The sequence below is a fragment of the Candidatus Saccharimonadales bacterium genome (assembly GCA_035480635.1).
Taxonomy (GTDB): domain Bacteria; phylum Patescibacteriota; class Saccharimonadia; order UBA4664; family DATIHN01; genus DATIHN01.
On the sequence record DATIHN010000023.1, the window covers coordinates 1 to 22,322 of the forward strand.

At 51.4% G+C, this 22,322-nt stretch carries 25 protein-coding genes and 4 tRNA genes; 16 read left to right on the forward strand and 13 right to left on the reverse strand.

The window, feature by feature from the left end; all coding sequences use genetic code 11:
* On the reverse strand, positions 1-2,168 hold a 2,168-nt coding region (locus VLE72_03575), incomplete at its 3' end, for a hypothetical protein (protein ID HSX14955.1).
* A gap of 282 nt (positions 2,169-2,450) precedes the next feature.
* Here VLE72_03575 and VLE72_03580 point away from each other — a divergent pair.
* From VLE72_03580 to VLE72_03600, 5 genes are all read left to right on the forward strand, one after another.
* The gene (locus VLE72_03580) at positions 2,451-3,155 is read left to right on the forward strand and encodes a pilin (GenBank protein ID HSX14956.1); all 705 of its coding nucleotides are present in this window, start codon (positions 2,451-2,453) and stop codon (positions 3,153-3,155) included.
* Positions 3,155-3,496, forward strand: coding sequence for a pilin (locus VLE72_03585; GenBank protein ID HSX14957.1), 342 nt, complete (start codon positions 3,155-3,157; stop codon positions 3,494-3,496). Before VLE72_03580 ends, VLE72_03585 begins: the two co-directional genes overlap by 1 nt.
* On the forward strand, positions 3,496-3,807 hold the full coding sequence (locus VLE72_03590) for a hypothetical protein (protein ID HSX14958.1): 312 nt from the start codon (positions 3,496-3,498) through the stop codon (positions 3,805-3,807). Before VLE72_03585 ends, VLE72_03590 begins: the two co-directional genes overlap by 1 nt.
* Entirely contained in the window at positions 3,804-4,214 is a 411-nt protein-coding gene (locus VLE72_03595) for a hypothetical protein (protein ID HSX14959.1), read from the forward strand. The genes VLE72_03590 and VLE72_03595 overlap by 4 nt, the downstream gene beginning before the upstream one ends.
* A 69-nt stretch (positions 4,215-4,283) precedes the next feature.
* Positions 4,284-4,676 (forward strand): hypothetical protein, encoded by a 393-nt coding sequence (locus VLE72_03600; protein ID HSX14960.1) that lies wholly within the window; start codon positions 4,284-4,286, stop codon positions 4,674-4,676.
* Positions 4,677-4,730: 54 nt separating this feature from the next.
* On the opposite strand, the gene VLE72_03605 is transcribed toward VLE72_03600, so the two are convergent.
* Positions 4,731-5,171 carry an Hsp20/alpha crystallin family protein gene (locus VLE72_03605; GenBank protein ID HSX14961.1) on the reverse strand — a complete coding sequence of 147 codons (441 nt, stop codon included), beginning with the start codon at positions 5,169-5,171 and terminating at the stop codon, positions 4,731-4,733.
* Positions 5,172-5,286: 115 nt separating this feature from the next.
* Between VLE72_03605 and VLE72_03610 the strand changes: the two genes are divergently transcribed.
* Positions 5,287-5,952 carry a ComF family protein gene (locus VLE72_03610; GenBank protein HSX14962.1) on the forward strand — a complete coding sequence of 222 codons (666 nt, stop codon included), beginning with the start codon at positions 5,287-5,289 and terminating at the stop codon, positions 5,950-5,952.
* Positions 5,953-5,960: 8 nt separating this feature from the next.
* Here the strand turns inward: VLE72_03610 and VLE72_03615 are convergent.
* The 3 genes from VLE72_03615 to VLE72_03625 form a co-directional block, all read right to left on the reverse strand.
* Positions 5,961-6,053 (reverse strand) — tRNA-Ser (locus tag VLE72_03615).
* A gap of 261 nt (positions 6,054-6,314) precedes the next feature.
* A complete protein-coding gene (locus VLE72_03620; GenBank protein HSX14963.1) occupies positions 6,315-6,989 on the reverse strand; it encodes a hypothetical protein in 675 nt (224 codons plus the stop codon).
* A 116-nt stretch (positions 6,990-7,105) separates the two neighbouring features.
* Entirely contained in the window at positions 7,106-7,858 is a 753-nt protein-coding gene (locus VLE72_03625) for a helix-turn-helix domain-containing protein (GenBank protein HSX14964.1), read from the reverse strand.
* Between the two features lie 518 nt (positions 7,859-8,376).
* Between VLE72_03625 and VLE72_03630 the strand changes: the two genes are divergently transcribed.
* Positions 8,377-8,544 (forward strand): hypothetical protein, encoded by a 168-nt coding sequence (locus VLE72_03630; GenBank protein ID HSX14965.1) that lies wholly within the window; start codon positions 8,377-8,379, stop codon positions 8,542-8,544.
* Positions 8,545-9,087: 543 nt separating this feature from the next.
* Here the strand turns inward: VLE72_03630 and VLE72_03635 are convergent.
* Positions 9,088-9,175 (reverse strand) — tRNA-Ser (locus VLE72_03635).
* 162 nt (positions 9,176-9,337) lie between these two features.
* Between VLE72_03635 and VLE72_03640 the strand changes: the two genes are divergently transcribed.
* Both VLE72_03640 and VLE72_03645 read left to right on the forward strand, forming a co-directional pair.
* The gene (locus VLE72_03640) at positions 9,338-9,676 is read left to right on the forward strand and encodes a hypothetical protein (protein HSX14966.1); all 339 of its coding nucleotides are present in this window, start codon (positions 9,338-9,340) and stop codon (positions 9,674-9,676) included.
* 27 nt (positions 9,677-9,703) lie between these two features.
* Entirely contained in the window at positions 9,704-9,856 is a 153-nt protein-coding gene (locus tag VLE72_03645; GenBank protein HSX14967.1) for a hypothetical protein, read from the forward strand.
* A gap of 62 nt (positions 9,857-9,918) precedes the next feature.
* On the opposite strand, the gene VLE72_03650 is transcribed toward VLE72_03645, so the two are convergent.
* Entirely contained in the window at positions 9,919-10,548 is a 630-nt protein-coding gene (locus VLE72_03650; protein HSX14968.1) for a hypothetical protein, read from the reverse strand.
* 76 nt (positions 10,549-10,624) lie between these two features.
* Between VLE72_03650 and VLE72_03655 the strand changes: the two genes are divergently transcribed.
* The 3 genes from VLE72_03655 to VLE72_03665 all read left to right on the forward strand — a co-directional run bounded on the left by VLE72_03655 (position 10,625) and on the right by VLE72_03665 (position 11,535).
* The gene (locus VLE72_03655) at positions 10,625-11,284 is read left to right on the forward strand and encodes a hypothetical protein (protein HSX14969.1); all 660 of its coding nucleotides are present in this window, start codon (positions 10,625-10,627) and stop codon (positions 11,282-11,284) included.
* A gap of 43 nt (positions 11,285-11,327) precedes the next feature.
* Positions 11,328-11,404 (forward strand) — tRNA-Arg (locus VLE72_03660).
* A 41-nt stretch (positions 11,405-11,445) separates the two neighbouring features.
* Positions 11,446-11,535, forward strand: a tRNA-Ser gene (locus VLE72_03665).
* A 453-nt stretch (positions 11,536-11,988) separates the two neighbouring features.
* On the opposite strand, the gene VLE72_03670 is transcribed toward VLE72_03665, so the two are convergent.
* Together VLE72_03670 and VLE72_03675 are read right to left on the reverse strand one after the other, a co-directional pair.
* Positions 11,989-12,831 carry a hypothetical protein gene (locus VLE72_03670; protein ID HSX14970.1) on the reverse strand — a complete coding sequence of 281 codons (843 nt, stop codon included), beginning with the start codon at positions 12,829-12,831 and terminating at the stop codon, positions 11,989-11,991.
* A complete protein-coding gene (locus VLE72_03675) occupies positions 12,800-15,391 on the reverse strand; it encodes a valine--tRNA ligase (GenBank protein ID HSX14971.1) in 2,592 nt (863 codons plus the stop codon). The genes VLE72_03670 and VLE72_03675 overlap by 32 nt, the downstream gene beginning before the upstream one ends.
* Positions 15,392-15,703: 312 nt before the next feature.
* Between VLE72_03675 and VLE72_03680 the strand changes: the two genes are divergently transcribed.
* The gene (locus tag VLE72_03680) at positions 15,704-16,054 is read left to right on the forward strand and encodes a hypothetical protein (protein ID HSX14972.1); all 351 of its coding nucleotides are present in this window, start codon (positions 15,704-15,706) and stop codon (positions 16,052-16,054) included.
* 21 nt (positions 16,055-16,075) lie between these two features.
* On the opposite strand, the gene tsaD is transcribed toward VLE72_03680, so the two are convergent.
* The gene (tsaD, locus tag VLE72_03685; GenBank protein ID HSX14973.1) at positions 16,076-17,104 is read right to left on the reverse strand and encodes a tRNA (adenosine(37)-N6)-threonylcarbamoyltransferase complex transferase subunit TsaD; all 1,029 of its coding nucleotides are present in this window, start codon (positions 17,102-17,104) and stop codon (positions 16,076-16,078) included.
* Between the two features lie 447 nt (positions 17,105-17,551).
* Complete coding sequence (locus VLE72_03690) at positions 17,552-18,001, reverse strand: hypothetical protein (protein HSX14974.1); 450 nt, start codon at positions 17,999-18,001, stop codon at positions 17,552-17,554.
* Positions 18,002-18,119: 118 nt separating this feature from the next.
* On the opposite strand from VLE72_03690, the gene VLE72_03695 reads away from it, so the two are divergent.
* The 3 genes from VLE72_03695 to VLE72_03705 all read left to right on the forward strand — a co-directional run bounded on the left by VLE72_03695 (position 18,120) and on the right by VLE72_03705 (position 20,707).
* Positions 18,120-19,166 carry a peptidoglycan bridge formation glycyltransferase FemA/FemB family protein gene (locus tag VLE72_03695; GenBank protein ID HSX14975.1) on the forward strand — a complete coding sequence of 349 codons (1,047 nt, stop codon included), beginning with the start codon at positions 18,120-18,122 and terminating at the stop codon, positions 19,164-19,166.
* A gap of 102 nt (positions 19,167-19,268) precedes the next feature.
* Complete coding sequence (locus VLE72_03700; GenBank protein ID HSX14976.1) at positions 19,269-20,573, forward strand: UDP-N-acetylmuramoyl-L-alanyl-D-glutamate--2,6-diaminopimelate ligase; 1,305 nt, start codon at positions 19,269-19,271, stop codon at positions 20,571-20,573.
* On the forward strand, positions 20,570-20,707 hold the full coding sequence (locus VLE72_03705) for a hypothetical protein (GenBank protein ID HSX14977.1): 138 nt from the start codon (positions 20,570-20,572) through the stop codon (positions 20,705-20,707). Before VLE72_03700 ends, VLE72_03705 begins: the two co-directional genes overlap by 4 nt.
* 474 nt (positions 20,708-21,181) lie before the next feature.
* Here VLE72_03705 and VLE72_03710 read toward each other — a convergent pair whose 3' ends face one another.
* Positions 21,182-21,541: a hypothetical protein gene (locus VLE72_03710; GenBank protein HSX14978.1), complete on the reverse strand. Its 360-nt coding sequence runs from the start codon at positions 21,539-21,541 to the stop codon at positions 21,182-21,184.
* Positions 21,514-22,308 (reverse strand): arginine deiminase-related protein, encoded by a 795-nt coding sequence (locus tag VLE72_03715; protein HSX14979.1) that lies wholly within the window; start codon positions 22,306-22,308, stop codon positions 21,514-21,516. The genes VLE72_03710 and VLE72_03715 overlap by 28 nt, the downstream gene beginning before the upstream one ends.
* Positions 22,309-22,322: the final 14 nt, after the last annotated feature.

Here is a 22,322-nt window from a genome sequence, read left to right on the forward strand (position 1 = left end):
CCAGGGCTGGGGACTTGCTCGAGCACTCGTTTAATGATTTGTTGTTGTTCGGCACCAATGCTGGCTCCAGGACTTTGCGACAATATATTCACAATAATCTGGCGCGTGACTTGCTGGGCGGCCAAGTCTTGCAAAATGTGATTTTCGGGCTTGGCCATGACCTCAATGGTGTCTTTGGAATAATCCGTCCAGGCACCCGATGGCTTCTTGGAAACGAACTTTAGCAACTCGGCTGCATCAACATTGCCTTTGATATCGGTGTAGGCCAGATGCGGATTGGATTTGCGTACGCCCTCCTTCATGCGCTGCCACATCTGGTTGGCAATCAAATCGCCAGCCTGAGTTGGTTTGGTGTAGTTAACTAATTGGGCTCGATCATCATCGCTCAACACTTCCCAGTCGGAGCGCAACAACCCAGCAGCCGCTTTGGCCGCAGAGCTATGAGCGTAGAGCTTGCCCTGATCGCGACCGCGATCAAGACGATCCAAAGCTTCTTCTTGGATCCGAGCTTCGGTCAGATTCCCTAATCTCTTGGCGGCATCAATCTTGCCCTGGGTTTCACTGCGTTCTTTGGCATACCACGACTCACCCAAGCTCAGGTACGACACACCCTCGTAACCCAGGTTTTCCTCCTCCAGCCGCTTCTTCCAATCATTGGTTTCCTTGTTGAAGTTGACCATGGATCGAACGTTAGCAGCATTATTTGGTACGGTATATATGCCTCGGGCAATCTGGGCGCTGGCGCGATTGCCCGTCACTAGACCAAAGCCTTTAACTTTTTGTCCGGCCGCTAGCTCGGTCCGGCGCTGCTGGACGCGCGTCTTCATCCGCTCATAGCTGGCTGAGGATTGATGGCGAGTTTGCAGACCCTTACCGGCATTAGTAATCATCGTACTAATACTGACTAGCGCCATGCCGGCGAATTTAAAAGTGAAAGGGATTAGGAACAACGGCACCAAGCCGGCCACTACGCTAATGAGCGAAATCAAGCTGGAGTTAATCGTCCCAGCACCACCAGTAGTGCTAGCCGCAGCTGAACTAAACAGCTTGCCACTGGCAAACAGCAACACAATCATTGGGTACATCATTAGCAAACGCAGCAACATGGTCCGCCAAACTTTAAAGAGATGCTCGGTGTTCGGCAAAATCCAAGCCACAAAGGCCAGCGGGCTCAAAATTAGCAACAGGGTTACTAATATCTGCCTAGCCACAAGAGTTAGGAAAACCGAAATAATAGCGAAGAAAGCGGCCACCAAAATTACTAGAATCTGAAGAGTAATGATGCCACTGGCAAGCGCGACTATGCCAGCGATACCAGCCGCTATGCCGCCAATACCGACGGCGTTAGTGATTAGTACTGACGATTGATTCCTGAGCGGCGAAAGCACGAGTGCCTGGAGGCCGGCGCCAATGATATTAGTAATATCAACCGCCATAGCCACCAATAAATACGAAAACTGCACCAGAATTGCTGCCATGACTAGTCGCGGCAAGGCTTTTTTGAGTGAGTAACTATCGATGTTAATGGATAGAGTGGTGGCAAAAATAATCACCAAAAAAGCAATGATGAAGCCAATATTGGCTAGGTTTCGAAACTGCTGCCAAATCGCATAAGTCGGAGAATTGTGCTGGACTACAATTGGGTTAAGGCGAAGAAATGGAATAATAAAGTCTTGCTCGATCTTATTGATGGAATCAAGAATAAAGTTATAAGCCGGGCATACTACATAGCTTAAAACACCACCCTTACAGCTCGTTGACGAGTTATCGCTGGACGAAGCGTTTTTGGCCGCGGCTGCGTCTTTGTAAACACTTACGGTCAGATCTGCGCTAGTGGTGCAGGTGGTTTCCAAGGTGGCGGCGGCCGGCTGGTCGCTAGCAGCCTGGGCATCAGAGCTGGCTAACTTTAGGGTGGCGCTGGCCTGCCCATTATCCGTCTGACAGTCGGTGATGTTGCTGGCGGTATAGGCTGATTGCTGTTTGGAGCTTTGGTGAAAGGTAACTGAGTTGGAGCCGTAAACTCCAGCGGTTGCTATAACGGCTTGGTGATTGGAATCCTGCCAGGAATAAACCTCGCCTTGGGCCAGGGCTAGGGCTGGTGATGCCAGGACAAAGATGGTACTGGCTAGTACCGCCAACTTCTTTAATTTGGTCGCTGTCTGCTTCATAATATGTCCACTAAACGAACTTGTTAGCATACCCGAAAATGTCACTTCTGTAAAGCTGAATTGACAAAACCACTTAAGCTTATACTTTGACACGACGCGTCATTAGGTCATCCCCGACCGGAAATCCTCTATGGATGCTCCGGATCGGGGATCGTAAGTCGTGGAGATTCCCAATCGGTAGCGTCTCCGGAATTTTGTCGGAGACTTTCCGTTGAGAATGACAACTAGGCAAACGGACGCGCTTTGACACGACGCTTACGCTTCAGATAGAATCGAGGCAGCATGAATAAGCTCCTATTCAAGATGGTGCCGGCCGTGGCCTTAGTTGCGGCGATTGGCTTACTGATCGGGTTGGCTCCAAAAACGGCTGCTGCCACCAACCCTAACGACACTTATACTTACGGTAACCCCGGTACCGACTGTGGCAACGATCTGGTCGTGGTTACTACCAGTGGACGTCAAACGGCTTCGCCGCTGCAGGCTTGCTTGGCGCTGCCGCAGGAGGCTAAATGGGCGGTCTCATTCCCGGCACCAGCCAATGGTCCCTGCCCAGACAAAACCATTTCTAGCTTTCCGTCTGGATTAGGTAAGACTCACGGAGTCTTAGTAAACAACCCCTTTGGCGGGCAGGCCTGTATTTATTCGGTCGCCATCGTTCCAGGCCGACCAACTATCAATAATGCCAGCGGTAGCGCTGCTAGCAGCACCAGTAACGGCTGCCCTGATACGGCCACACCCGGACTTAAGCTCGACTGCACCAACAAGAATCCGATTTATAGCTTGCTTCAGTTCATAATCAACTGGGCGGTCCGCTTGCTGGCGGTGCTAGCGGTCTTTGCCATCGTCATCAGCGGCATCCAATACATCGTTTCTCAAGGCAATCCCGATGGCATCAAATCGGCCAAGACCCATTTGGTTAATGCCATTATTGGGTTGGTGTTACTATCGCTAATGTTTGTTATCCTGCATTTGTTGGGAGTGACGTGATGAATCTGAATCTGCTCATCTTCAAACTGGCTGTGGCCCAAGATTGTTCGACCGTTTCGACGGCAAAGCGGGGTCTCTTGCCAACCGATCAACAGGTTTGCTCACAAGGCATTAACGCCGTCTTTGTGCTTTTGACTAACGCTCTAAATTGGCTGCTATTTGCCGCTGGCACCTTGGCCGTTATATTTGTGCTAATCGGAGCTTTTCAGTATACAATTTCGGCTGGTAACCCGCAGAGTGTAGCTAAGGCCAAAAACACCATTACTTTTGCGATTGTTGGTTTGGTTATCGTCATACTGGCATTGGTTATAGTAAAATTCGTACGAGGACTATTCACTTGATGCACTACATTCGAATGCTGGCGGTTACAATCGATAACAATGGCAACGTCACTGGCGGCAGCGGTTTTGCTAACCCCAATACCTCGATTGGTACGATTATTCAAAAGGGCGTCAACGTCTTTGCCTTCGTCATCGGCGCTATCTCGGTGATAATGGTGTTAGTTGGAGCCCTGCGCTATGTGCTCTCAGCCGGGAATCCCCAAGCCACCAACGATGCCAAGAATACGATACTGTATGCTGTAATTGGGGTGGTCATTGCTTTCGCCGCCCTAGCTATAGTTCGGTTTGTAACAGGAGCAATTACCTTATGATGAATTTTCGAGTCTCAATCAGGCGCCTAGTATCCAGTTTGGCGCTAACTATCATGGTAGGGCTAGCGCTGGCGCCGGCCCTGACTGGCCCAGCCTCCGCCGCCTGTGATTCCAGCAACTTAACGATTTCCGGCGGAATTTCCTGTGGGGCACCAGCTAGTTCGTCCACGACTTCGCTGTTTGGTGGTAGCGGGAGTCTATTCCAAAGATTGGCTAATACTTTAATTTTCATCGTCGGTGCTATTTCCGTCATCATGGTTATCATCGGCGGCCTGCGTTACGTCCTCTCGGCCGGCAGTCCTCAAGCTACCAACGGAGCCAAAGACACTATTCTCTACGCCGTTATTGGCGTGGTGGTGGCGGGACTAGCCTTTGCCATAGTTAACTTCGTAGTCGGCAGATTCTAATGACAAAAGCGCTCATGCCTGTTACAATTTTCAATAAATAGCAATCCTATAGGAGTAATCATAATCAAAATGAATCGATCAAGACTCAGAAACGCAGGGCTTTTTGTGACCGAAGTCGCCATGGCCAGCTTCGTTTTGCCGCAGGCTGTCGGCGCAGCCGATTGTGCCAACGTGCCCTCGGCCCTATGTTCCGGCGTCAATGCAGCTCAACCGACTGGCGCCAAAGACAATCTATTCTCGAGCGGTGGGCTGTTCCAGAAAGTGTCTAACACTCTGATTTTCATAGTCGGTGCCATATCCGTCATCATGTTAATCATCGGCGGTTTGCGCTACGTTATTTCGGCCGGAAACCCTTCGGCTGTGACTGGCGCCAAAGACACCATCCTATTTGCCATCATTGGTTTGGTCGTGGCAGCTCTAAGCTTTGCCATCGTGAGCTTCGTAGTCAGCAAACTCGGTTAGTTCAAACCAGCACAAAAAAACGGCCCGCAGGCCGTTTTTTTATTACTAGGCTAGTTAGCCCATTGGTTCAACTTTAATCTTTTTGACCTTATCTTGGATGGCCTTTGGAATCGTCACGGTCAAAACCCCGTCTTTCAAACTGGCTTGGGCTTTTTCGGCCACCGTTGCCACCGGCAATATGATGGAGCGGGAAAAGGCACCCCAGTAGCATTCCTGGACGTAGTAATGTTCACGGTCAACTTCTTTTTCGTCGACGCGTTCGCCGCGCAAAGTTAACATATCATCGGATACGCTGATATCGATTTGATCGGGTTTGACGCCCGCGATCGGAGCTTTGATGACGATGTTATCCTTGGTCTGATAGACATCGACGGCCAGCTGACCCTCTAGATCTTCGCTATCCCCTAGCCATTCATCGCTAGCTTCCACGTCGCCCTCTAAGAAATCATCATTTAAAACGTCTTCGTCTGAACTATCGGCATTCTTGCGAGCCATAATTACCTCCGCTTAATTGCTCTTCGGCCATTGGCCCCACCATAACAGGTTGTCTAACCTGAGCCTTTGGCTTATTATAGGCAGACTAATAGGACAAAAGCAAGGAAGCTTACGAGTGTTAGTTGCCGATCATATTCTTAGTCTGATAGCACCGCATTACTGTTTGGGCTGCGGGGTCGAGGGCGCGCCACTCTGCCCCGATTGCTTGAGTCGCCAGCCAACTAAGCGGCCGACTTGCTATCGTTGCAACAAATTAAGCCCGGGCGGCCGAACCTGCCCAGCCTGCCGTCGCCAGACCAAACTGGCCGGCGTGGTAGTGGCATCTTATTACGAGGGTGTTGTAAAAGAGCTTGTCCAAGCCCTAAAGTATCAGAATCAAGTGGCGGCGGCTCAAACTCTAGCCACTCTCATCACTCCCCTACTCTCCCCCACCGCTTTCGATTGCATCACGGCCATCCCGGGCGCGCCGTCGCGCTATCGCCGCCGCGGTTATCATCAAGCTGAGCTGATCGCCAAAGCCATTGCTCGGGCCACTGGCCTCCCCTATCGCCCACTGCTCGGCCGGCTGGAGGTCGCCAGTCAGGTTGGGATCAGCCGGCGCAAGCGCTTAGAGCAAGTTCGCGGCAGCTTCATCGTCCGCCGGTCGGCTTTGGTAGAGGGTCAGCGAATATTAATAATCGATGATGTTTTAACAACGGGTGCTACCCTCAGCGAAGCGGCCCTAGTGCTCAAATCGGCTGGCGCCAAATCGGTCTGGGGCGCTGTAGCGGCGAAGCATTAAATAATTGCTGGCGGAGAGGGAGGGATTCGAACCCTCGCGGGAGCTTGCGCCCCCCTACCGGTTTAGCAAACCAGCCCCTTCAGCCTCTTGGGTACCTCTCCTTATCCCCAAACCAAACGCTATGCTGGTTTGGTTTGGGGTCCCCATTCCAGCGTCGCAGCGGCACTTCCGGCTGACGCTGCGACGATTTCATCGCACAGCTCTAGCCTTCACATCGCTGCTCCTTCAAGTTTTGCAAACGTTTCACTGGTTTGCAAAACTTATTCTTTCAATTCAGCAGAACCGCTGAATTATAGCCGAATCGACTTTAAAATGATACGCCCCGCCGGGGCGAAGCGTATCGCTTGCATGGCGGGGCGGTCTCACCCATTCAAGTACCGCTGGTACTGAGAGGGTGAGAGGGTGAGCCTGACGGAGATGATGTTGTCGGACAACAGAGCAGCCAGGCCAGCATCGCGGATGGCGGGCCACTTGGCGGTGTCGACTGCTGTTGTCTGAACTTCGGCAAACTTGTGGCAGGCCGGAGCCAGGAACGTCTGGCAATGCCAGTCGATCGCAACCTTGCGCTGGTCCAGCTTCTGGCTCCGAACTGTGAACGTCGCCGTTGCTGGTGCGTTCGTCTGCACGAACTTGACCTTGGAATATGGCAACTCCAGGATGTAGCTGTCGTGTCCGATGGTCAGGCCGAGACGTACCGACGATGCCGGCAGGCTTTGGCCTCGGACGTTGGCCGAACCTCCCCCGCTGCCGAACAGCAGGTTAAAGTGGGCCACCCCGTTGACTCGACCGGAAGAGCCTTCGATGGCGCTGCCGAGTTCGAGCGGGTGAGACACGCTTGGGTTGAACCCAAGCTTCCTCATGTAGTCCGATGCGTAGACCGGGACGTTGTAAGGCGCCAGATTGCGCTCTAGTCCCGCTACTGCGCCAACACCGGCCGAGTAGATGACGGCCAAGATGAAGAGGATGGTGAGGACAACAAAGAGCATCGGTGCCTCCGACTTGCTGTCGGCTTGCAGGGTGCCAGCGGTTGCAGACACGGGATTCTCCTTCGAGGTGCGAGCCAACGGACGTCGGCAATTGGAGGATATATTAGCATAACAATTAATGAATGTCAATATTAATTAACTGGCGGAGGGGGTGGGATTCCGACGAACTAGGCTATTTTTGCACCAGCCCTAACCAATCCTAGGATCTGCCTCATTGCGCTGGCAATTTGGGGGCTTTCAATGATAGTGCCAATCAGTTCCTGGCTGTATGAAATTAGGGCAGTTTTATCCCCATAAACATAGACGTTTACGGGCGCGGTGTAGGTCCCTTGAGGCAAAAACCGCATATCTCGGCCAATTCTCTTATCGTTTTCTTTTGAGTACTCGACGTTATCGGGCTCGTCCGGCTCAATGCCGTAAGTTTTGATGCCCAGTTTGCCGCGCTTTTCCATGTGCAAATATAGGTCTTTGCCCAGCGCGTTAAAATCAGCATCCGAGCGCATAAAGTAAACATCGGCTCGTGTTCTACGCTGGTCTTCATACATGCGCAGAATCCCGTCCCGCCCAGAGAAGAACCGTATGCCGGGTTGATCAAGATAAGTGTAATAAAAATTAAGGAGTTGAGGCATGTTATCACGGACTTGCTTTTCTATCGCCAAGGCATTCTTTCGTTTAGTTTCAACTAATCGCTCCAAGGCGGTCGGGTTTGTGGGCTGATAAACCAGCTTTTTTGCTACATCACTTTTTGTTGCCAGCCCAAGTTCAACCAGTTTATCCAGCACCATATAGGCGTTGGTTCGACCCTCGCCCAGTTTTTCGGCTAGTTGCGGGGGAGTTAGCTTGCCGTTCTTGATCAAAGCTAAATACGCCCGAGCCTGGGATTTTGTTAGGCCTGCTGATTCTAGAAGTTCCGAGTTCATAGTTCAATAATAGTTAATAAATTCTACTTTGTCAATTTAATTTTGACGTTTCTAGTTTCATATTAAACCTGTTAATCAATATTTGTGTACTATAGTATATTGACATTTCATGAAATTACTCTTATAATGCTTGCGCTGAGTCGGGAATCGCCCGGCCAGAGCACAATGACACGGGAGCTACAAGATGGCCTACAGCTCAGAGAGATGCGGCGAGTGCAACGAAGTCATAACCTACAACCTGGCCGACGACAAGGGCTACCTCTACGCCATCCACTACCACAACCACAGAGGCCACGGGCACAGGACGGCTAACTGCGACTGGTGCAACCCCGGCTGGCGTCAGCAGGACTGGGCACGAGCAGCACACCACTAGAACCAGCTACTCCCGGCAGAAGGATACTGTCACAACAAACCCTCCCGGGGAAATACCCCGGGAGCTGACTCGGCGGAAAACCGCCCTGAAGAGTCCGCCCACCGGCGGACGAAAGTCAGCCAACGCAACTTGAAAAAGAGGAGACATGAAGAACAGCGATAGGGAAATCGAAAACTTTGAACGTGAAGCAGAGTCCGGGTACTTCCCCGAAATGCCTCCAACCCTCAAGGCTATGTTTAGAGAGGAACTCGAGCCATCACAAGCTCAGCCTCGTACAGACCACAATGGCAACATCTTCTACCCCTTTTACTGAAAGAACCAAATGACAGAAAAATCCGCCCTTGCCCGCGCCAAAGTCCGCTGGGGCTTGGATCAACCGCCGCCGCAGCAAAATCCAGGACGAGTCAGGTGCAACGACTGCAACACGCGAGTCACCCCAGGCCAACCCTGCCCAAACGAACATCGACACGCCAAACTGCACGCTTGGCTAAACTCAGGCAAAAAACTTCACCGCAATGATGACTCCGGATACGGCTGCTAGGAGAGAGCGAAATGCAAGAACCCAATGCAAAACAGAGGGCAGAGGCGATCTGGGACAAGAACCAGCCACGGAATTGCAGCGTCTGCTGGAAGACCCATAGACCTGGCGACTGTAACTACGATAAGGAGGCTTGGGAGAAGCTTAGTCAGATGCTTGCAAACCGACCCAAGGAGATCATGCTTAACGGGCGAATGCAGTGTGCACCCGATGGTTGCGACATCATAGTCGGAGGCTGCTACTGGCACTCAGACCGCTGCTAACAAAGCAAAGCCAGGATCAAGGACGATCCTGGCTTAACCTTTTGGAAATAATTGCTGGCGGAGGGGGTGGGATTCGAACCCACGGACCCTTGCGGGCCTCCGGTTTTCAAGACCGGTGCACTCGGCCACTATGCGACCCCTCCCCTTAAGTAGGTAAGTATACGATTGCATGGGTTTTTATTCAAGAACACAAGCGGTTCTAACATTGACTTTTAATACTTTTTATGATAAGGTAATTTACAAGTTCTGGCCTAATGCCAGACCCCTGAAACCCAGGGCCTCTCCCGAATGGAAGGATAAGTACCTTGAGACTAGTACACCAAAATACCTTCGCCATCCAGGTCGCTCAGACCTGCCTTCGGCATCCCGATCTACCGGAAGGCCTTTCGCGCCCTTGGTTCGATTTCGAAATCGCGACCAGCAAGTACTTGATTGGGCGCTCCGAACTGGTAGTACGGTTCTTCGACCGCACTACGGTCCACATGTCCATCACCCTGCTCGGTGCTGACAGTGATCATTCACAGTGGATCAAGGGATTCTGCACCTTCAACTACCTTGGGACAGATTTGTTCGTTGGGGTTGAGCTTGAAGACGATCAGTTTGTGTCCAAAGAGGTACGGAGGTTCACGTCGCTGCACCTGTAGCGTTTCGTTTCAAACCGAAAGGTCGTGATGAAGGAAAAGCTCAAGAAGCTCAGGTACCACGTGGTCAACGCCCCGTTCGAAATTGCCATGAGCATCATCCTCTTCTGGCTTATGTCGGCAATGCGGCGCACGCGCAAACGTCGCACCAAGTTCCTGGCCGAACAGGCTCGACACGAGTAGACACCATGCCCCTGTGGCGTTTCGCTGTAACAAGCGGAACGTCCCGGGGGCGTTTCGCTTTATTAAGAGTTCTTCGGCAGAATGATGCTACAGGCGCCGTTGGGATTCAGCTTGCTACGAATGTAATCTTCTGGGTAGGGCTTTTCTGGATTGCGATCGTCGGGGTCGATGACATCAACTTGGCCGTCTGCCCAGCGAGCTAGAATGATCGAATGCAAGGCCCGGTTTTGGCCAAAGCCCGGCAAGACGGTGGCAATCACCGGATGTCCGGCTTGAACAATTTGGGCCACATCACGATCAACCACCTGCTGCCAAAAAAAGTCGGTTTCAGCCTCGTCATCTAAATAACCAAATTCATGCATCCGGCGCTTGTCCCGCTCGGGAATTAAGTCGGTCCGATTCTTGCCGGTCCACCACGAGACAATTTTGATGCCATAGCGTTGGCGCAAAAAGCGCGAAAACTTGGGTCGGCTCCACTCCCCCGCCTCTAACCGAGTAGCTTGGTCCAAGTTATCAATAAATTCTTCCGGTGAGACGCCCTCTAAATAACCGTAGGCCTTGGCCAAAATGTAAAAACAGGTCGGCAGACAAATGCGCAAGCGATCATGTTCACTCAGATTGGGATGCATGGATTGCTGGACCAAGCGGGTCATGGCATTAGGTAGTTGGGTTGGTTGATTGTCTTGGGTCATTAACTTTATTATACCTGTTCGTGCAACAATCAGGCTGCGGTTTGCCCACGCGCTAAGGTTGTAGCATAATCATGGCATGGAGCCTGAAGCGCCAAAACCTCAACCCGGAGCGATTTTTAACCCCCAGACTGATGCTGCTCAAGCGGCACCGCCGCCGGCTGCACCTGAACCCGCGCCTGCTCCGGCCCCGGCCCAAACCCCGGTTCAAGAATCTGGGCCAGAGCCAGTTCAGCCCGAGCCGGCACCAGCAGCCGAGGCGACCGAACCGGCCGAAGCCGATACTCCAGTATTGCAATGGCAGGCCTCAGAATTCGTTCATCACGACAAGCGGATTGGGTGGTATTTGATCTTCTTTGTAGTGGTGGCGGCACTGGTGGCAGTGGCGGTTATCACCCATCAATGGCTCTCAATTGGCGTCTTTGGTTTGATGGCCGTGGCCCTGCTGGTTTATACCAAAAAACAACCCCGAGTCCTAAATTACTCACTGGGCGATCGCGGTTTAACTATCGATACCAAGTTCTACGACTACGATTCTTTTCGGACTTTTGGCGTAATTCAAGATCTGGCCTGGCACCTAATTGATTTGGAACCGATGCGGCGCTTCATGCCGCGGTTGAATATTCTGTTCGAAGACGACAATCGCGATCAAATTATTGAATTGCTGGAACAGCACCTGCCGCGCCAAGACCGCGAGCCCGATTTGGTTGAACGGGCCGCCCGTTACTTACACTTTTAGGCTTTATAATAACCCGAGATTGTGCTAGTCTTTTTTGGTTCGGGCGCTCGTAGTTCAGTTGGATAGAACGTCGGCTTGCGGAGCCGGAGGTCGCAGGTTCGAGCCCTGCCGAGCGCGCCAGAAAGTGTCATAATGATCCTGCACAATGTGCAGGCTTTTTTGGAGAGGTCGCATAGTGGACTAGTGCGCCGCACTCGAAATGCGGTGAGGCTGCAAGGCCTCCGTGGGTTCGAATCCCACCCTCTCCGCCAGTTATAAACCATTGACAAACCATAAGCTTTATGATAAACTATAGCGCCAAGGTCAGAAATGACCCAGAACCTCGACGCAAACCGATTATCTCCGTCCCGAAAGGACACCCCATGGTTGCCACCTTTTCCTCAACCGTCCCCAGTGATGCTTTGCTCGACGAAGCCCGTCGCGCCGGCATCGTCAAGCCGGGTCGCTTCACAACTCAAGAGCTGTCCCGTCTGCTCGACCGAATTTGGGCGGATAACGCCGTCCTGTCCTCCTTTCAGCGTGACCTAGACATAATTTCACCCGATGTGCCACTAGGGGCTCGTCGGATCGTCAGCCACACTGAAGTCTGGGAGGCGCTAAGAGCGATCGTCAGCCACTGAAGCGTCGAGCGCCCCTCACCAAATCCAGCATTTAGTGAGGGGCTCGACCCAAGCATTTAAACCAGTTTTGAATGTTTAGGCCGGTTAAATTTTGCCACTCTGCAGCGCCTGGATCTTAGTCCCCTGCTCTGCGGCCGCGGTACTATCACCCAAATCATTATCAATTTGTTGGAGAAGTTGGCGCAGATCGATACGCTCAGGGCTGAGAGCCAGGCCTTTTTCCAGCAGTCCCCTCCCCTGCTCCAATCCAGTTTTCTTATCTGTTGCTAACCTCAGCGCTAGCACGGCTCTTAATAAGTAGTACTGCGAGTTTTCTTGCGGGTAGCGTTCCAAAATCCGCTGCGAGCTATTTAGGAGCCCCTGGGCATAGAACAGTTGAGCCAAAGCAAAATGGTCGTGCTTAAGTCCAGAAAGGGTTCTAGCGGCCTCAGATGAGCCCAAGAGGCTAATCATTTGATCGACTTTGCTCCAATCGTCTTGAGCGGCGTAGCCCAAACCCAATTGAGTTTGGGCGGCAGCATCATTGGTTGAATTTTGAACAGCAGCTTCGGCGGCACTGGCGGCGGCTTGGGGCTGGTCAAGCTCCAAGAGCGCCTGAGATTTAACCACTAGAGCCTCGGTGCCAGCCCCGTGGTTGGTGGCCGCTTCGGCATTGGTCAGAGCGGCCTTATTTTGGTCAGCTTTCAGATAGGTTTGCGCCAATTTTAGATCAATTTGCGGATTATTGGGCGCCAGCGTGTCGGCCACCCGGTACCATACTAGAGCTCGATCGATGCTCTGCTGGTGATCACCACGACTAACGGCGGCCAAGGCGCGACTGCTGGCTAAGTGATTTAGAGGCCGAAAGATCTGCTCAAGGATAATCAAAAGCAAAATTAGCCCAATAGTGAGCTGCTTACGACTTGGTGATTTTGGTGATCTGCTCATCCAACTTTGATGTTAGCAGCTCAGCTTCAGCTGCGATATCTTGCTGCTGAGTTTTGGCCTCGGCCGATGCTTTAGTGGCAAAATCAGGATTAGCCAGCAATTTGCGGGCACGCTCTCCCCTATTCTTTTGATCATCCCGCTTTTGCTTTAAAACTGCGGCATATTTTTCTATTTTGTCGGGGCTAACCTCCACCCAAACTGCCAAAGCCGTGTTGGTTAAGGCCAGCCCACTCCCCTGCCCCGTCTTTAATGTCGCCCCAGTTAGACCAGTTACAAGGGCTGCGTTTTGATGCAGCAGATCCTCCCCCGTTGTCACGTTGATTTTACCTAAGCTAAGCTCTTTTTGTAAGTTTCTTAACTCACTAATAATAATTTGCAGGTTTTCAAAATCAGCGGCTTGAAGCTTAAAGTCATCAGTTGGCTTAGGCCAGGCTTCAACAATGAGATTTCGCTTTTGCCAAGGTAAATTCTGCCATATCACTTCCGTTACAAACGGGGCCAAGGGGTGGAGCAGTTTCAAAATTGTTTCAAGCCCATACACCAAAACGCTTACGTTGAGCTCAACTTTGCTAGCTTCCAGATACCAATCGGCAAAGTCGTCCCAGAGCAGGCCGTAGATGGCTTGGCCGGCCTGGCTGAACTGGTAAGCTTCGATGTTGGCGGTTGCGTCTTTGATCGCCAGCGACAGGCGAGTCAGGATCCACTTGTCGGCCAAAGCCTTGGGTTTAGGTGCGGTGGGGGAATAAGAATTGTCATTCCGGACTCGATCCGGAATCGATCCTGAATCAAGTTCAGGATGACCAGAAGTTTTATCGAGGACAAATCGGGCCACGTTCCAGAGTTTGTTACAGAAATTGCGGTAACCCTCGACTTTTTGATCTGAGAGCGGCCCATCGTTGCCGGGTCCGATGCCAATGGTTAGGGCCAAGCGCAAAGCATCGGTGCCGTACTTGGCTGTAAGATCAAGCGGGTTAATGACGTTGCCTTTACTCTTACTCATTTTTTTACCTTGAGCATCTTGAACCAGGCCGTGGAGGTAGACCGTTTTAAAGGGGACTTGGCCGGTGCGATAGAGCCCCATCATGATCATGCGGGTGACCCAAAGGTAGAGAATATCGCGGCCCGTATCCATGACGGAGGTGGGGTAGAACTGATCAAAATCGCCAGTCGACATCAGCGTGGCAAAGGGCCATTGGGAGCTGGAAAACCAGGTGTCGAAGGTATCAATTTCGGCCTCGAAATTGCCCTTACCATAGTATTTTTCGGCTTCAGCCGCATCGGTTGTGATCAGGTAAGGGTCCTTGGTTTTATCGTTGCTAGCGTTATAGAAAACCGGAATTTGAATTCCCCAAACGATCTGGCGGCTGATGTTCCAATCACGTAAATTTGTTAACCAATCGACGGCTTGCTTTTTAAATCTAGCCGGCACAAAAGTGATTTCGCCAGCTTCAATAGCTTTAATAGCCGGGCCAACTAGCGGCTCAACTTTGACCCACCACTGCTCGGTTACGAGCGGTTCAATAACGGTGCCGCAGCGATCGTGAACAGCCACACTATGGTGATAATCCATTTCAACATGGTCCATCAGGCCGCGTTCTTCTAGATCGTGGGCCACTTGTTCGCGGGCTTCAGCCACTGGCATACCGGCGTAGCGGACAGCCAGATCAGTCAGGCGGCCGTCGGTGCCAATGCCTTGGATCACTTTGAGTTTGTGGCGCTGGGCCATATCCCAGTCGTTAGGGTCGTGAGCCGGCGTCACTTTAATTACCCCAGTTCCAAAGTCCGGGTCCACATGGGCATCGGCAATAACCGGCAGTGTCCGTTTGCCCCAAAGCAATTCCACTTCCACATCCTGACCAATCCATTTCTGGTATCGCTCGTCTTTTGGGTTAACAGCGATAGCGGTATCGGCAAACATCGGCTCGGGCCGGACTGTTGCCACCACAAAGGGCCCATACTTAACGTAGTAGAGGGGATCGATCCGCTCCTGGTATTTTATTTCGATATCGGCAAAGGCCGCGTGGCAGTTAGGGCACCAGTTGACGATGCGATTGGCCCGGTAAATTAAACCGTCGGAATGCATACGTTTAAAGGTGTCGTAAACGATCTCGACGATGTCCTCATCAAGGGTAAATTTCTGTTTGCTCCAGTCCAAGCTGAAACCGAGTGAGCGCATTTGATCGAGCATCTTTTGTTGGTTGGACATGGTGAAGTCCCAGACTTGCTGGTAAAAATCGGCTCGTTCAAAGTCGGCCCGGGTCTGTCCTTGTTTTGCCAACTCGCGCTCAAAGACGACTTGGGTTTCGATGCCAGCGTGGTCAGTGCCTGGGAACCAGAGGGTAGGGTGCTGCTGCATGCGATGATAGCGCGTCAGAATATCTTCGACCGTGTACATGGCATGTCCGGTGTGCAGGCTGCCGTTAGCATTGGGCGGCGGCAGAATGATGCTAAAGAAGGTTTTTTTCGGATCGCCCGCTGGTTTAAAGGCACCAGATTCTTCCCATAGTTTATAAATATCGGCCTCATGCTCGGCCGGGTTGTAAGTTTTATCCAAAGCCATGGTCAAATTTTAGCACACACCAATCTGTCATCCTCGGACTTGATCCGAGGATCTACGGCTAGATTCTCTGGTCAAGCCAGAGAATGACAACCTATGAATACCCATAGCTCTTTCGTGTGAAATGGTACGATTACAACCATGAGCGAAGGCCCGTCAGCTCAAGACCGCTGGATTCGATCGATTGTCATCTTGCTGGTGATCTATTTATTGTTTCGTTTCGTCATTATAGTTTTTTGAGCCACAACCAAATCCCTGGGGTATAATGAATCCGTCGATCTCGCGAGAGGTCCTTTGAAGTGCGGAGGCATGGACATGGCTATACCGACTCCTGACTATTCCTGCTGGGTAGACGGTGTCTATTACGGCTATTTGGGTGACAGCCTGAGGTTCAGTGAGCACGCCACCTTCACCGGTAAAAGTCTGAAGGACGTTCTGGAGCAACTATTTGCCCACCCAGTCTCCGATCAACTGAGTGGGGACCACGTTCAACTGACACTAGCGGTCGTAGGATATCGGCCCATGACGGCGGAGGATTTGGCTGAGCGCGAGCGGCTCGGGGAGGCTGAAAAGCAGATCACCGTTGAACGGCCCGAGCGCCAGCGCAGCCCGCTGGCTATAAGTCTCGAACGTTTGGGTATCGAAGTGCCGACTTCGCTGCTTTAACCAATCGATCACGGCCCCTAACTACATGCTCAAACTGGGCTCGACCCGCAGCAATTGCGGGTCGATTTTCTTTCCGGCTTGGGCGTAGTGAAAGCCCAGTGCTGCAATCATGGCGGCGTTATCGGTGCACAAATTCATGGCGGTGAAGTAGACGGGAATCGGCAAGCGCTTAGTTAATTCATGGCGCAGTAATTGGTTGGCCGCCACACCACCGCCGATCACGACCGATTTTGGTTGCGTCTTTTCGTAAGCCTTGACGGTGTGGCCGACCAAAGTATCGATTGCGGTTTTTTGAAAACTGGCGGCTAAGTCGGCAATTTGCTGCTTACTCAAATGTTTATGAACTTCGAATGATGGCATGCGGAAGTCGCCACCGGCCAGCTGCTGGGCTTGGCGCAGAACGGCCGTTTTGAGCCCACTGAAGCTAAAATTATCACCAGTTTTAGCCTTAGGAAAAGCAAAAGCTTTATCATTTCCGTTAGCTGCAACTTTGGCAATGGCCGGTCCGCCCTGGGTAGGGGAGAGGCCCAGGATGCGCGCGACTTTATCAAAAGCCTCGCCCACGGCATCGTCCAAAGTTTGCCCCAGTAATTCATAATCGTGATGAGCGCGGAACAGCACCAGCTGAGTGTGGGCGCCACTGATGATTAGGGCCAAGTAGGGGAAGGTCGGCTTGGTTTCGGCCGCTAGGTAGTTGGCGTAAACGTGGCCTTCCAAATGGTTAATGCCATAAAGCGGCTTACGTTTGAGCTCGGCCAAGGTGCGGGCCGTCAGGGCGCCAATTAAAAGTGAGCCCAGCAGACCTGGACCGTAAGTCACGGCGATGCCATCGATATCGTCCCAATCGCATTTGGCCTGAGCTAGTGCTTGCTCCACTACCGGGATCATTACTTCGATGTGACTACGAGCTGCCACTTCCGGCACCACGCCGCCGTATTGGGCGTGCAAGTCGGCTTGGCTGGCCACTACGTTCGAAAGGATCTCTGCGCCATCTTCCACCACGGCGGCAGCCGTTTCATCACAACTGGTTTCGATTCCAAGAATCTTCATTCGAGTCAGTATACTGCCAGCATGATAGTTTGTCATCCGCTCCAACTCTTCCTCCTCCCATACCCCATGCCCTGCGTCTTTGTCGTTCGGCCTCTCAAACTGGCTAGTTAATTGGATCTTAAAAGGTCTAGTAAGACCTTGGGGAGGCAGTTTGCTTAGGCCGAACGACCATTATCTTTTTCTACACAGCAGATTGCGAAGGAATAAGTAGTGGGAGTATACCCATGAGCAATCTGCTCAATTTGAACCAAAAGATAAACTACCCAGCCCATTTTTTTGTATCGACTAGGTTAGTAGTCGTAATGGGAGTAAGAAGAGAGAGCTTACATAAAAAATGGGCTGGGAGAGAAAAGTCCTATACCACCTCAGGCGGATCGCAATGACAATTAAAAAGTGAAAACCCCGCTCGCGGCGGGGCTCACTTGCGTGAACCTCGTGCGGGCGGGGTTAGGTGGCGGCTGGTTGGAGGGCCAGGAACTTCTCATTCAAAGAGGTCCAGTTCACCAGCCGGAAAAATTCGATCGTGCCGATGGTGGCGCCACTGCATCGGATGTACTGAGTCTTCCACTCCTGGAATATCCCCAAAATCCTGGCAAGCTCCTTACGGTCCTCGTCGTTGAAGAAGGACATCCGGTCGGGGTCTTCAAGCGTCAGTTCCATCGTGGAGTAGATGGTACCTGCCAGAGCCACAAGCACCTGGAGATATCCAGTGCTAGTTGGGAACTCCTGACCAAAGAGGTCGAGGGCATATTTTCCCGGGGACTCTTCGAACGGACTCCAGGTGAGGCAGTGCAGTTTGAGCTGCATGGACAGGCTGAGAATGATGATGCGCAGCGTGTGGGCATCCTTTGCCGAGTTGAGCATCAAGCGCAAAGCGCTCTTGAGGTCTTCGTACACGGTTTGCCCTTTCGAGTCGAGGAACTTTCAAACGAACTGATGACTAAAATACCATCAGAATATAGAATCGTCAAGATTCGATATGACAGTTGTAGGTTGACGTTCTACAATAGGGCCAATGTCTAAACCAGTTATGCGCACAGCAACCGAAGAAGAAATCGCTAGGTGGGATGAGTTGGTGGTGGCCAACCCCGATGGGGGACAGTGGTTGCAAACCAAGCCTTGGGCCGATTTTCGGTCTCGACATGGGTTCACGCCCAGGTTTCAAATCTTTGAAAGCGGTACGGCTAAAGTCGCCACTCTGTTCCTGGAACGTCAGGTGGCTGGCTTTGGTAGATTTTGGTATGCCAGCAAGGGGCCGGGGATCACTGATGCTGCCCAACTCCAGGATTTTGTTGCCGCCTTAAAGCAAAACGATTCTGGGGCCTTCTTTGCCCGGTTGGAGCCAACTGTACTGGAAGATAACGCTCAGGCTTCGGAACTGGCTCAGATGGGCTTAAAACGCGCCAGGCAGCAAATTCTAAAGGCTACTATCGTCGTCGATCTCAGTCCCAGCGAGGATGAGAGCTTGGCTAGCTTCAAACAAAAGACTCGCTATAACGTCCGCTTGGCCAGTCGCCACGGAGTAACGGTTGAGGCGGTCGAACCAAGTCCAGAGAATTTGAACCAAATGTATGATCTGATGCTGACGACTCAAGAGCGAGCCGGCTACTTTTTGCATACCCGCCAGTACTTCTTGGATTTGTGGCAGGCTCTGGCTAGCGCGAATATGGGACAGCTATTCTTTGCTCGTTACCAAGGCCAGGTTCTGGCCGGTGTCTTTGCTATTTACCTGGGCAAGAAGGGCTGGTATAAAGACGGCGGATCGGTGCGGGAGCACACCAACGTGATGGCGCCGTACTTACTGCAGTGGGAAGTGATGCGCTGGCTCAAATCCAAGGGTGTTGAATCTTACGATCTGGTGGGAGTAGCTCCGCGCGAACAGGCCGGGCATCACATAATGGATTCTCTCGAACATTTTAAAGCCGGCTTTAGCCAGAATGTGGTCGAGTGGATCGGGACTTATGATCTGCCGCTAAGTTCAAAATATGGTCTCTGGCAAAAAGGCGGGGAGCGTCTGGCCGTGGCTTATCATGCTCGAATCAAAAAGGAGTTTTTGTACTAATGAATATTTGTCATACTGAACTGGTTTCAGGATCTAATCACAGAGATTCCCAATCCGGAGCGTTATACTTCCGGTTGAGAATGACAGATAGTGAGGTAATTAATGCTGCGTAAGATCGTCAAAGCCCTAATTCCGCGCCAACTCTTCAAAAAGATTGAGCCCTACGGCCACTTGGCCGAGGCTGTGCTGGCTAATGTCATCAATGGCTTTCCGGCCCGCGGCCTCAAAGTTATTGGCGTAACTGGTACCGATGGTAAAACCACCACCGCGACCTTGATCTATACCATGCTGAATAATTCTGGGCACAAGACCGGGTTAATGACGACTATCGGCTACGGTACACCTGACAATTGGCATGATAATTACGTCCACATGACGACGGTTTCGAGCTTTAATCTGATGAAGCGGATTAAAGAGCTCAAAGCTCAGGGCATCGACTGGTTGGTGCTGGAAACTACCAGCCATGCCCTGGCCCAAAACCGAGTTTGGGGGATCCCATACAGTGTGGCCGTAATGACCAATGTGACGCATGAACACTTGGACTACCATGGCACTTTTGAGCGCTACCGCGATGCCAAACTTCGACTCTTCAAACTGGCCAATCAGAATCGCCGAGGACTACGGGCTGGGATTATTAACGCCGAAGATGTCAGCGCTGAGCTGTTTGCTGGAGCCGTCAAAAACCCCATCCTTTATGGGTTAGCTACTGGCGATCTGCGGGCTGAGAATGTTCAAACTAGCGGGCAGGGGAGTATGTTTAAAGCCGTTTATAAAAATCGAAACATAGATTTAACCCTGAATTTACCTGGCCAATTTAACATTGCCAATGCTTTAGCAGCGGTTGGCGTCGGCCTTGCTATCGGTCTAAAAGACAACCAAATTGCCACTGGCATTGCGGCTCTCAAAAACGTCGAGGGCCGCATGAACACCATCGATGAAGGTCAAGATTTTAGCGTCATCGTCGACTTTGCGCATACGCCGGACAGCTTTGAAAAGATCTTGAGTGATTTGCGGAGCTCAACTAAAGGGCGTTTGATTGCCGTCTTCGGCTCCGCCGGTCGGCGCGATGAGGCCAAACGGTCGGCTCAGGGTCAGATCGCTGGTAAATACGGCGATCTGGTGGTGGTGACGGAAGAGGATGATCGCGATACCGATGGCAACACCATCATGATTCAAATCGCCGAGGGCGCTGGCCGCAGCGGTAAACGCGAAGGCGAAGATTTGTTTATGATCCATGATCGGACCAAAGCCATCCAGTATGCCGTTGACCAGGCCAAAAGCGGTGACACGGTAGTGCTTTTGGGCAAGGGGCACGAAAAGACTATGGAGAGTGCCGATGGTGAGCACCCCTGGGATGAGCTGGCCGTGGCCCGCCAGGCCATTCGTAATCGCTTGGATAAACAGTGAACTTTGATCGCCGCATCACCCTTTATTTAGTGATAATTTTTACCTTGTTATTAATAATTGTCGGCCTGGAACGCAGCTATATAGCGACCCGCCAGCTGCAAAAACTCTACGCTCAACCCGCCTCGCAGAATTGAAAAATAACTTTCATGCCTAACAGTGGGCAGACGATCTAACTTCTTCTCCCAGCCCATTTTTTATGTAAGCTCACTCTACTTACTTCCATTACGACTACTAACCTAGTCGATACAAAAAAATGGGCTGGGGAGCCTATCTCTTGGATCAACTAGAGCAGGGTGTTCGTTTTACTTCTCCCACCACCAAACCCCTCACAACCTGCTAAATGGCGTAATTCAGGCATTCAGCTAGAAGAGTGTATTTATTAAATCCAGACAGCAGATTGCGAAGGACTAAGTAAGGGGAGATATAGACTGAGCAATCTGCTCTAACTTAACAAAAAAGAAAACCCACCCCACCAATTTTTTTGTATCGACTAAGTAAATGACAAGACTGCGGGGGCAATAAGAGTAAGCTTACCCAAAAAATTGGTGGGGAGAGAAATTAGAATGTAACTTGCTGATGGGATACAAGCTGTTAGCCCGGGCCTCAAATCATTTAATCGATAAAATTATCAGCGCCAAAATGGCTAGCATAACGCCGAAGTAGTCTTTGACGGAGAGGACTTCTTTTAAGAAAAGTACGCCCAAAATGTTGGCCATGACAATGCCGGTGATAGCAAAGAGGGTGACGGTTTTACCGAGGTCGACTTTAGTAAAGACGTAGAATTGAGCAAAGGTAAAAACCACACGAGCCACTGCGTACCACAAAAACCAGGGTTGAACAAAGGTTGAGACGTTGAAGGCGGCGTGTTTGAGATTGGCCCTGGCCAACAAATCAGTCAGTGAAAACAGCAGTTGGGTAATGAGGATGACGATGATCGGGCTCAAGTTCTCAGCTCCAAAGTTATACATTTAACGCCGCCGCCAGATTTTTTGAACTCGCTGATATCGACCATGATGGGGTTGTAGCCGCGTTTACGCAGGTCGCCAGCTAGTGCCGGGGCTTGGCTGCTCATGATGACATTATGCCCGTCGCTTACGGCATTCAGACCAAAGGCAGCGGCCTCCGACTCCTCAGCTTCGATTAACATCAAACCACTGTCCTTAATCTTTTTGCGGCTGGCATCATCAAAAGCGCTGGGGAAGTACATAATGGTGCGGGCATCGAGCGGGCAGAAGCAAGTGTCTAGATGGTAAAACCGCGGATCAACCAACTTCAAGCTAATAACTTCGCGGTCAAAGAACTTAGCAACTTCCGTGTGGGAGGCTTTGTCGGAGCGGAAGCCGTAACCGGCAAAAATCCATCCATTGGCTACCAAACAATCGCCCTCGCCCTCCCAAACGTTTTCAGTCACTTTTACTTTTGAGTAACTATGATTTTCAAACCATTCCCGGTTGATGGCTGTTTCCGGCTGGCGCTCCTCATATTTGAAATTGCTCAATAAAACTTTGCCATCCAAGATCAGGCCGGCATTGGCTGTAAAAATCAGATCCGGCACGGCCTCGTGTGGTTCGATGAAGAGCACACTGTGACCAAGCTTTAAATAAATATCTCGAACCGATTCCCATTGAACCCGGGCTTTGGCAATATCAACGGGGTCATTTTGGTGCATCCAATCATTAATTTCGTAATCAACCCGGAAATAAGTTGGCGGACACATCAAATACGATCTAGCCATAAGCGTATTATACG

What these genes read in the sequence shown, in the direction of transcription:
- VLE72_03710 (HSX14978.1), bottom strand. Translation starts at nt 21,541, where the DNA reads ATGTATAACTTTGGAGCTGAGAACTTGAGCCCGATCATCGTCATCCTC.
- VLE72_03595 (HSX14959.1), top strand. Translation starts at nt 3,804, where the DNA reads ATGATGAATTTTCGAGTCTCAATCAGGCGCCTAGTATCCAGTTTGGCG.
- VLE72_03625 (HSX14964.1), bottom strand. Translation starts at nt 7,858, where the DNA reads ATGAACTCGGAACTTCTAGAATCAGCAGGCCTAACAAAATCCCAGGCT.
- VLE72_03670 (HSX14970.1), bottom strand. Translation starts at nt 12,831, where the DNA reads ATGAGCAGATCACCAAAATCACCAAGTCGTAAGCAGCTCACTATTGGG.
- VLE72_03655 (HSX14969.1), top strand. Translation starts at nt 10,625, where the DNA reads ATGGAGCCTGAAGCGCCAAAACCTCAACCCGGAGCGATTTTTAACCCC.
- VLE72_03680 (HSX14972.1), top strand. Translation starts at nt 15,704, where the DNA reads ATGGCTATACCGACTCCTGACTATTCCTGCTGGGTAGACGGTGTCTAT.
- VLE72_03675 (HSX14971.1), bottom strand. Translation starts at nt 15,391, where the DNA reads ATGGCTTTGGATAAAACTTACAACCCGGCCGAGCATGAGGCCGATATT.
- VLE72_03605 (HSX14961.1), bottom strand. Translation starts at nt 5,171, where the DNA reads ATGGCTCGCAAGAATGCCGATAGTTCAGACGAAGACGTTTTAAATGAT.
- tsaD (HSX14973.1), bottom strand. Translation starts at nt 17,104, where the DNA reads ATGAAGATTCTTGGAATCGAAACCAGTTGTGATGAAACGGCTGCCGCC.
- VLE72_03580 (HSX14956.1), top strand. Translation starts at nt 2,451, where the DNA reads ATGAATAAGCTCCTATTCAAGATGGTGCCGGCCGTGGCCTTAGTTGCG.
- VLE72_03695 (HSX14975.1), top strand. Translation starts at nt 18,120, where the DNA reads ATGTCTAAACCAGTTATGCGCACAGCAACCGAAGAAGAAATCGCTAGG.
- VLE72_03590 (HSX14958.1), top strand. Translation starts at nt 3,496, where the DNA reads ATGCACTACATTCGAATGCTGGCGGTTACAATCGATAACAATGGCAAC.
- VLE72_03650 (HSX14968.1), bottom strand. Translation starts at nt 10,548, where the DNA reads ATGACCCAAGACAATCAACCAACCCAACTACCTAATGCCATGACCCGC.
- VLE72_03600 (HSX14960.1), top strand. Translation starts at nt 4,284, where the DNA reads ATGAATCGATCAAGACTCAGAAACGCAGGGCTTTTTGTGACCGAAGTC.
- VLE72_03630 (HSX14965.1), top strand. Translation starts at nt 8,377, where the DNA reads ATGAAGAACAGCGATAGGGAAATCGAAAACTTTGAACGTGAAGCAGAG.
- VLE72_03700 (HSX14976.1), top strand. Translation starts at nt 19,269, where the DNA reads ATGCTGCGTAAGATCGTCAAAGCCCTAATTCCGCGCCAACTCTTCAAA.
- VLE72_03585 (HSX14957.1), top strand. Translation starts at nt 3,155, where the DNA reads ATGAATCTGAATCTGCTCATCTTCAAACTGGCTGTGGCCCAAGATTGT.
- VLE72_03715 (HSX14979.1), bottom strand. Translation starts at nt 22,308, where the DNA reads ATGGCTAGATCGTATTTGATGTGTCCGCCAACTTATTTCCGGGTTGAT.
- VLE72_03645 (HSX14967.1), top strand. Translation starts at nt 9,704, where the DNA reads ATGAAGGAAAAGCTCAAGAAGCTCAGGTACCACGTGGTCAACGCCCCG.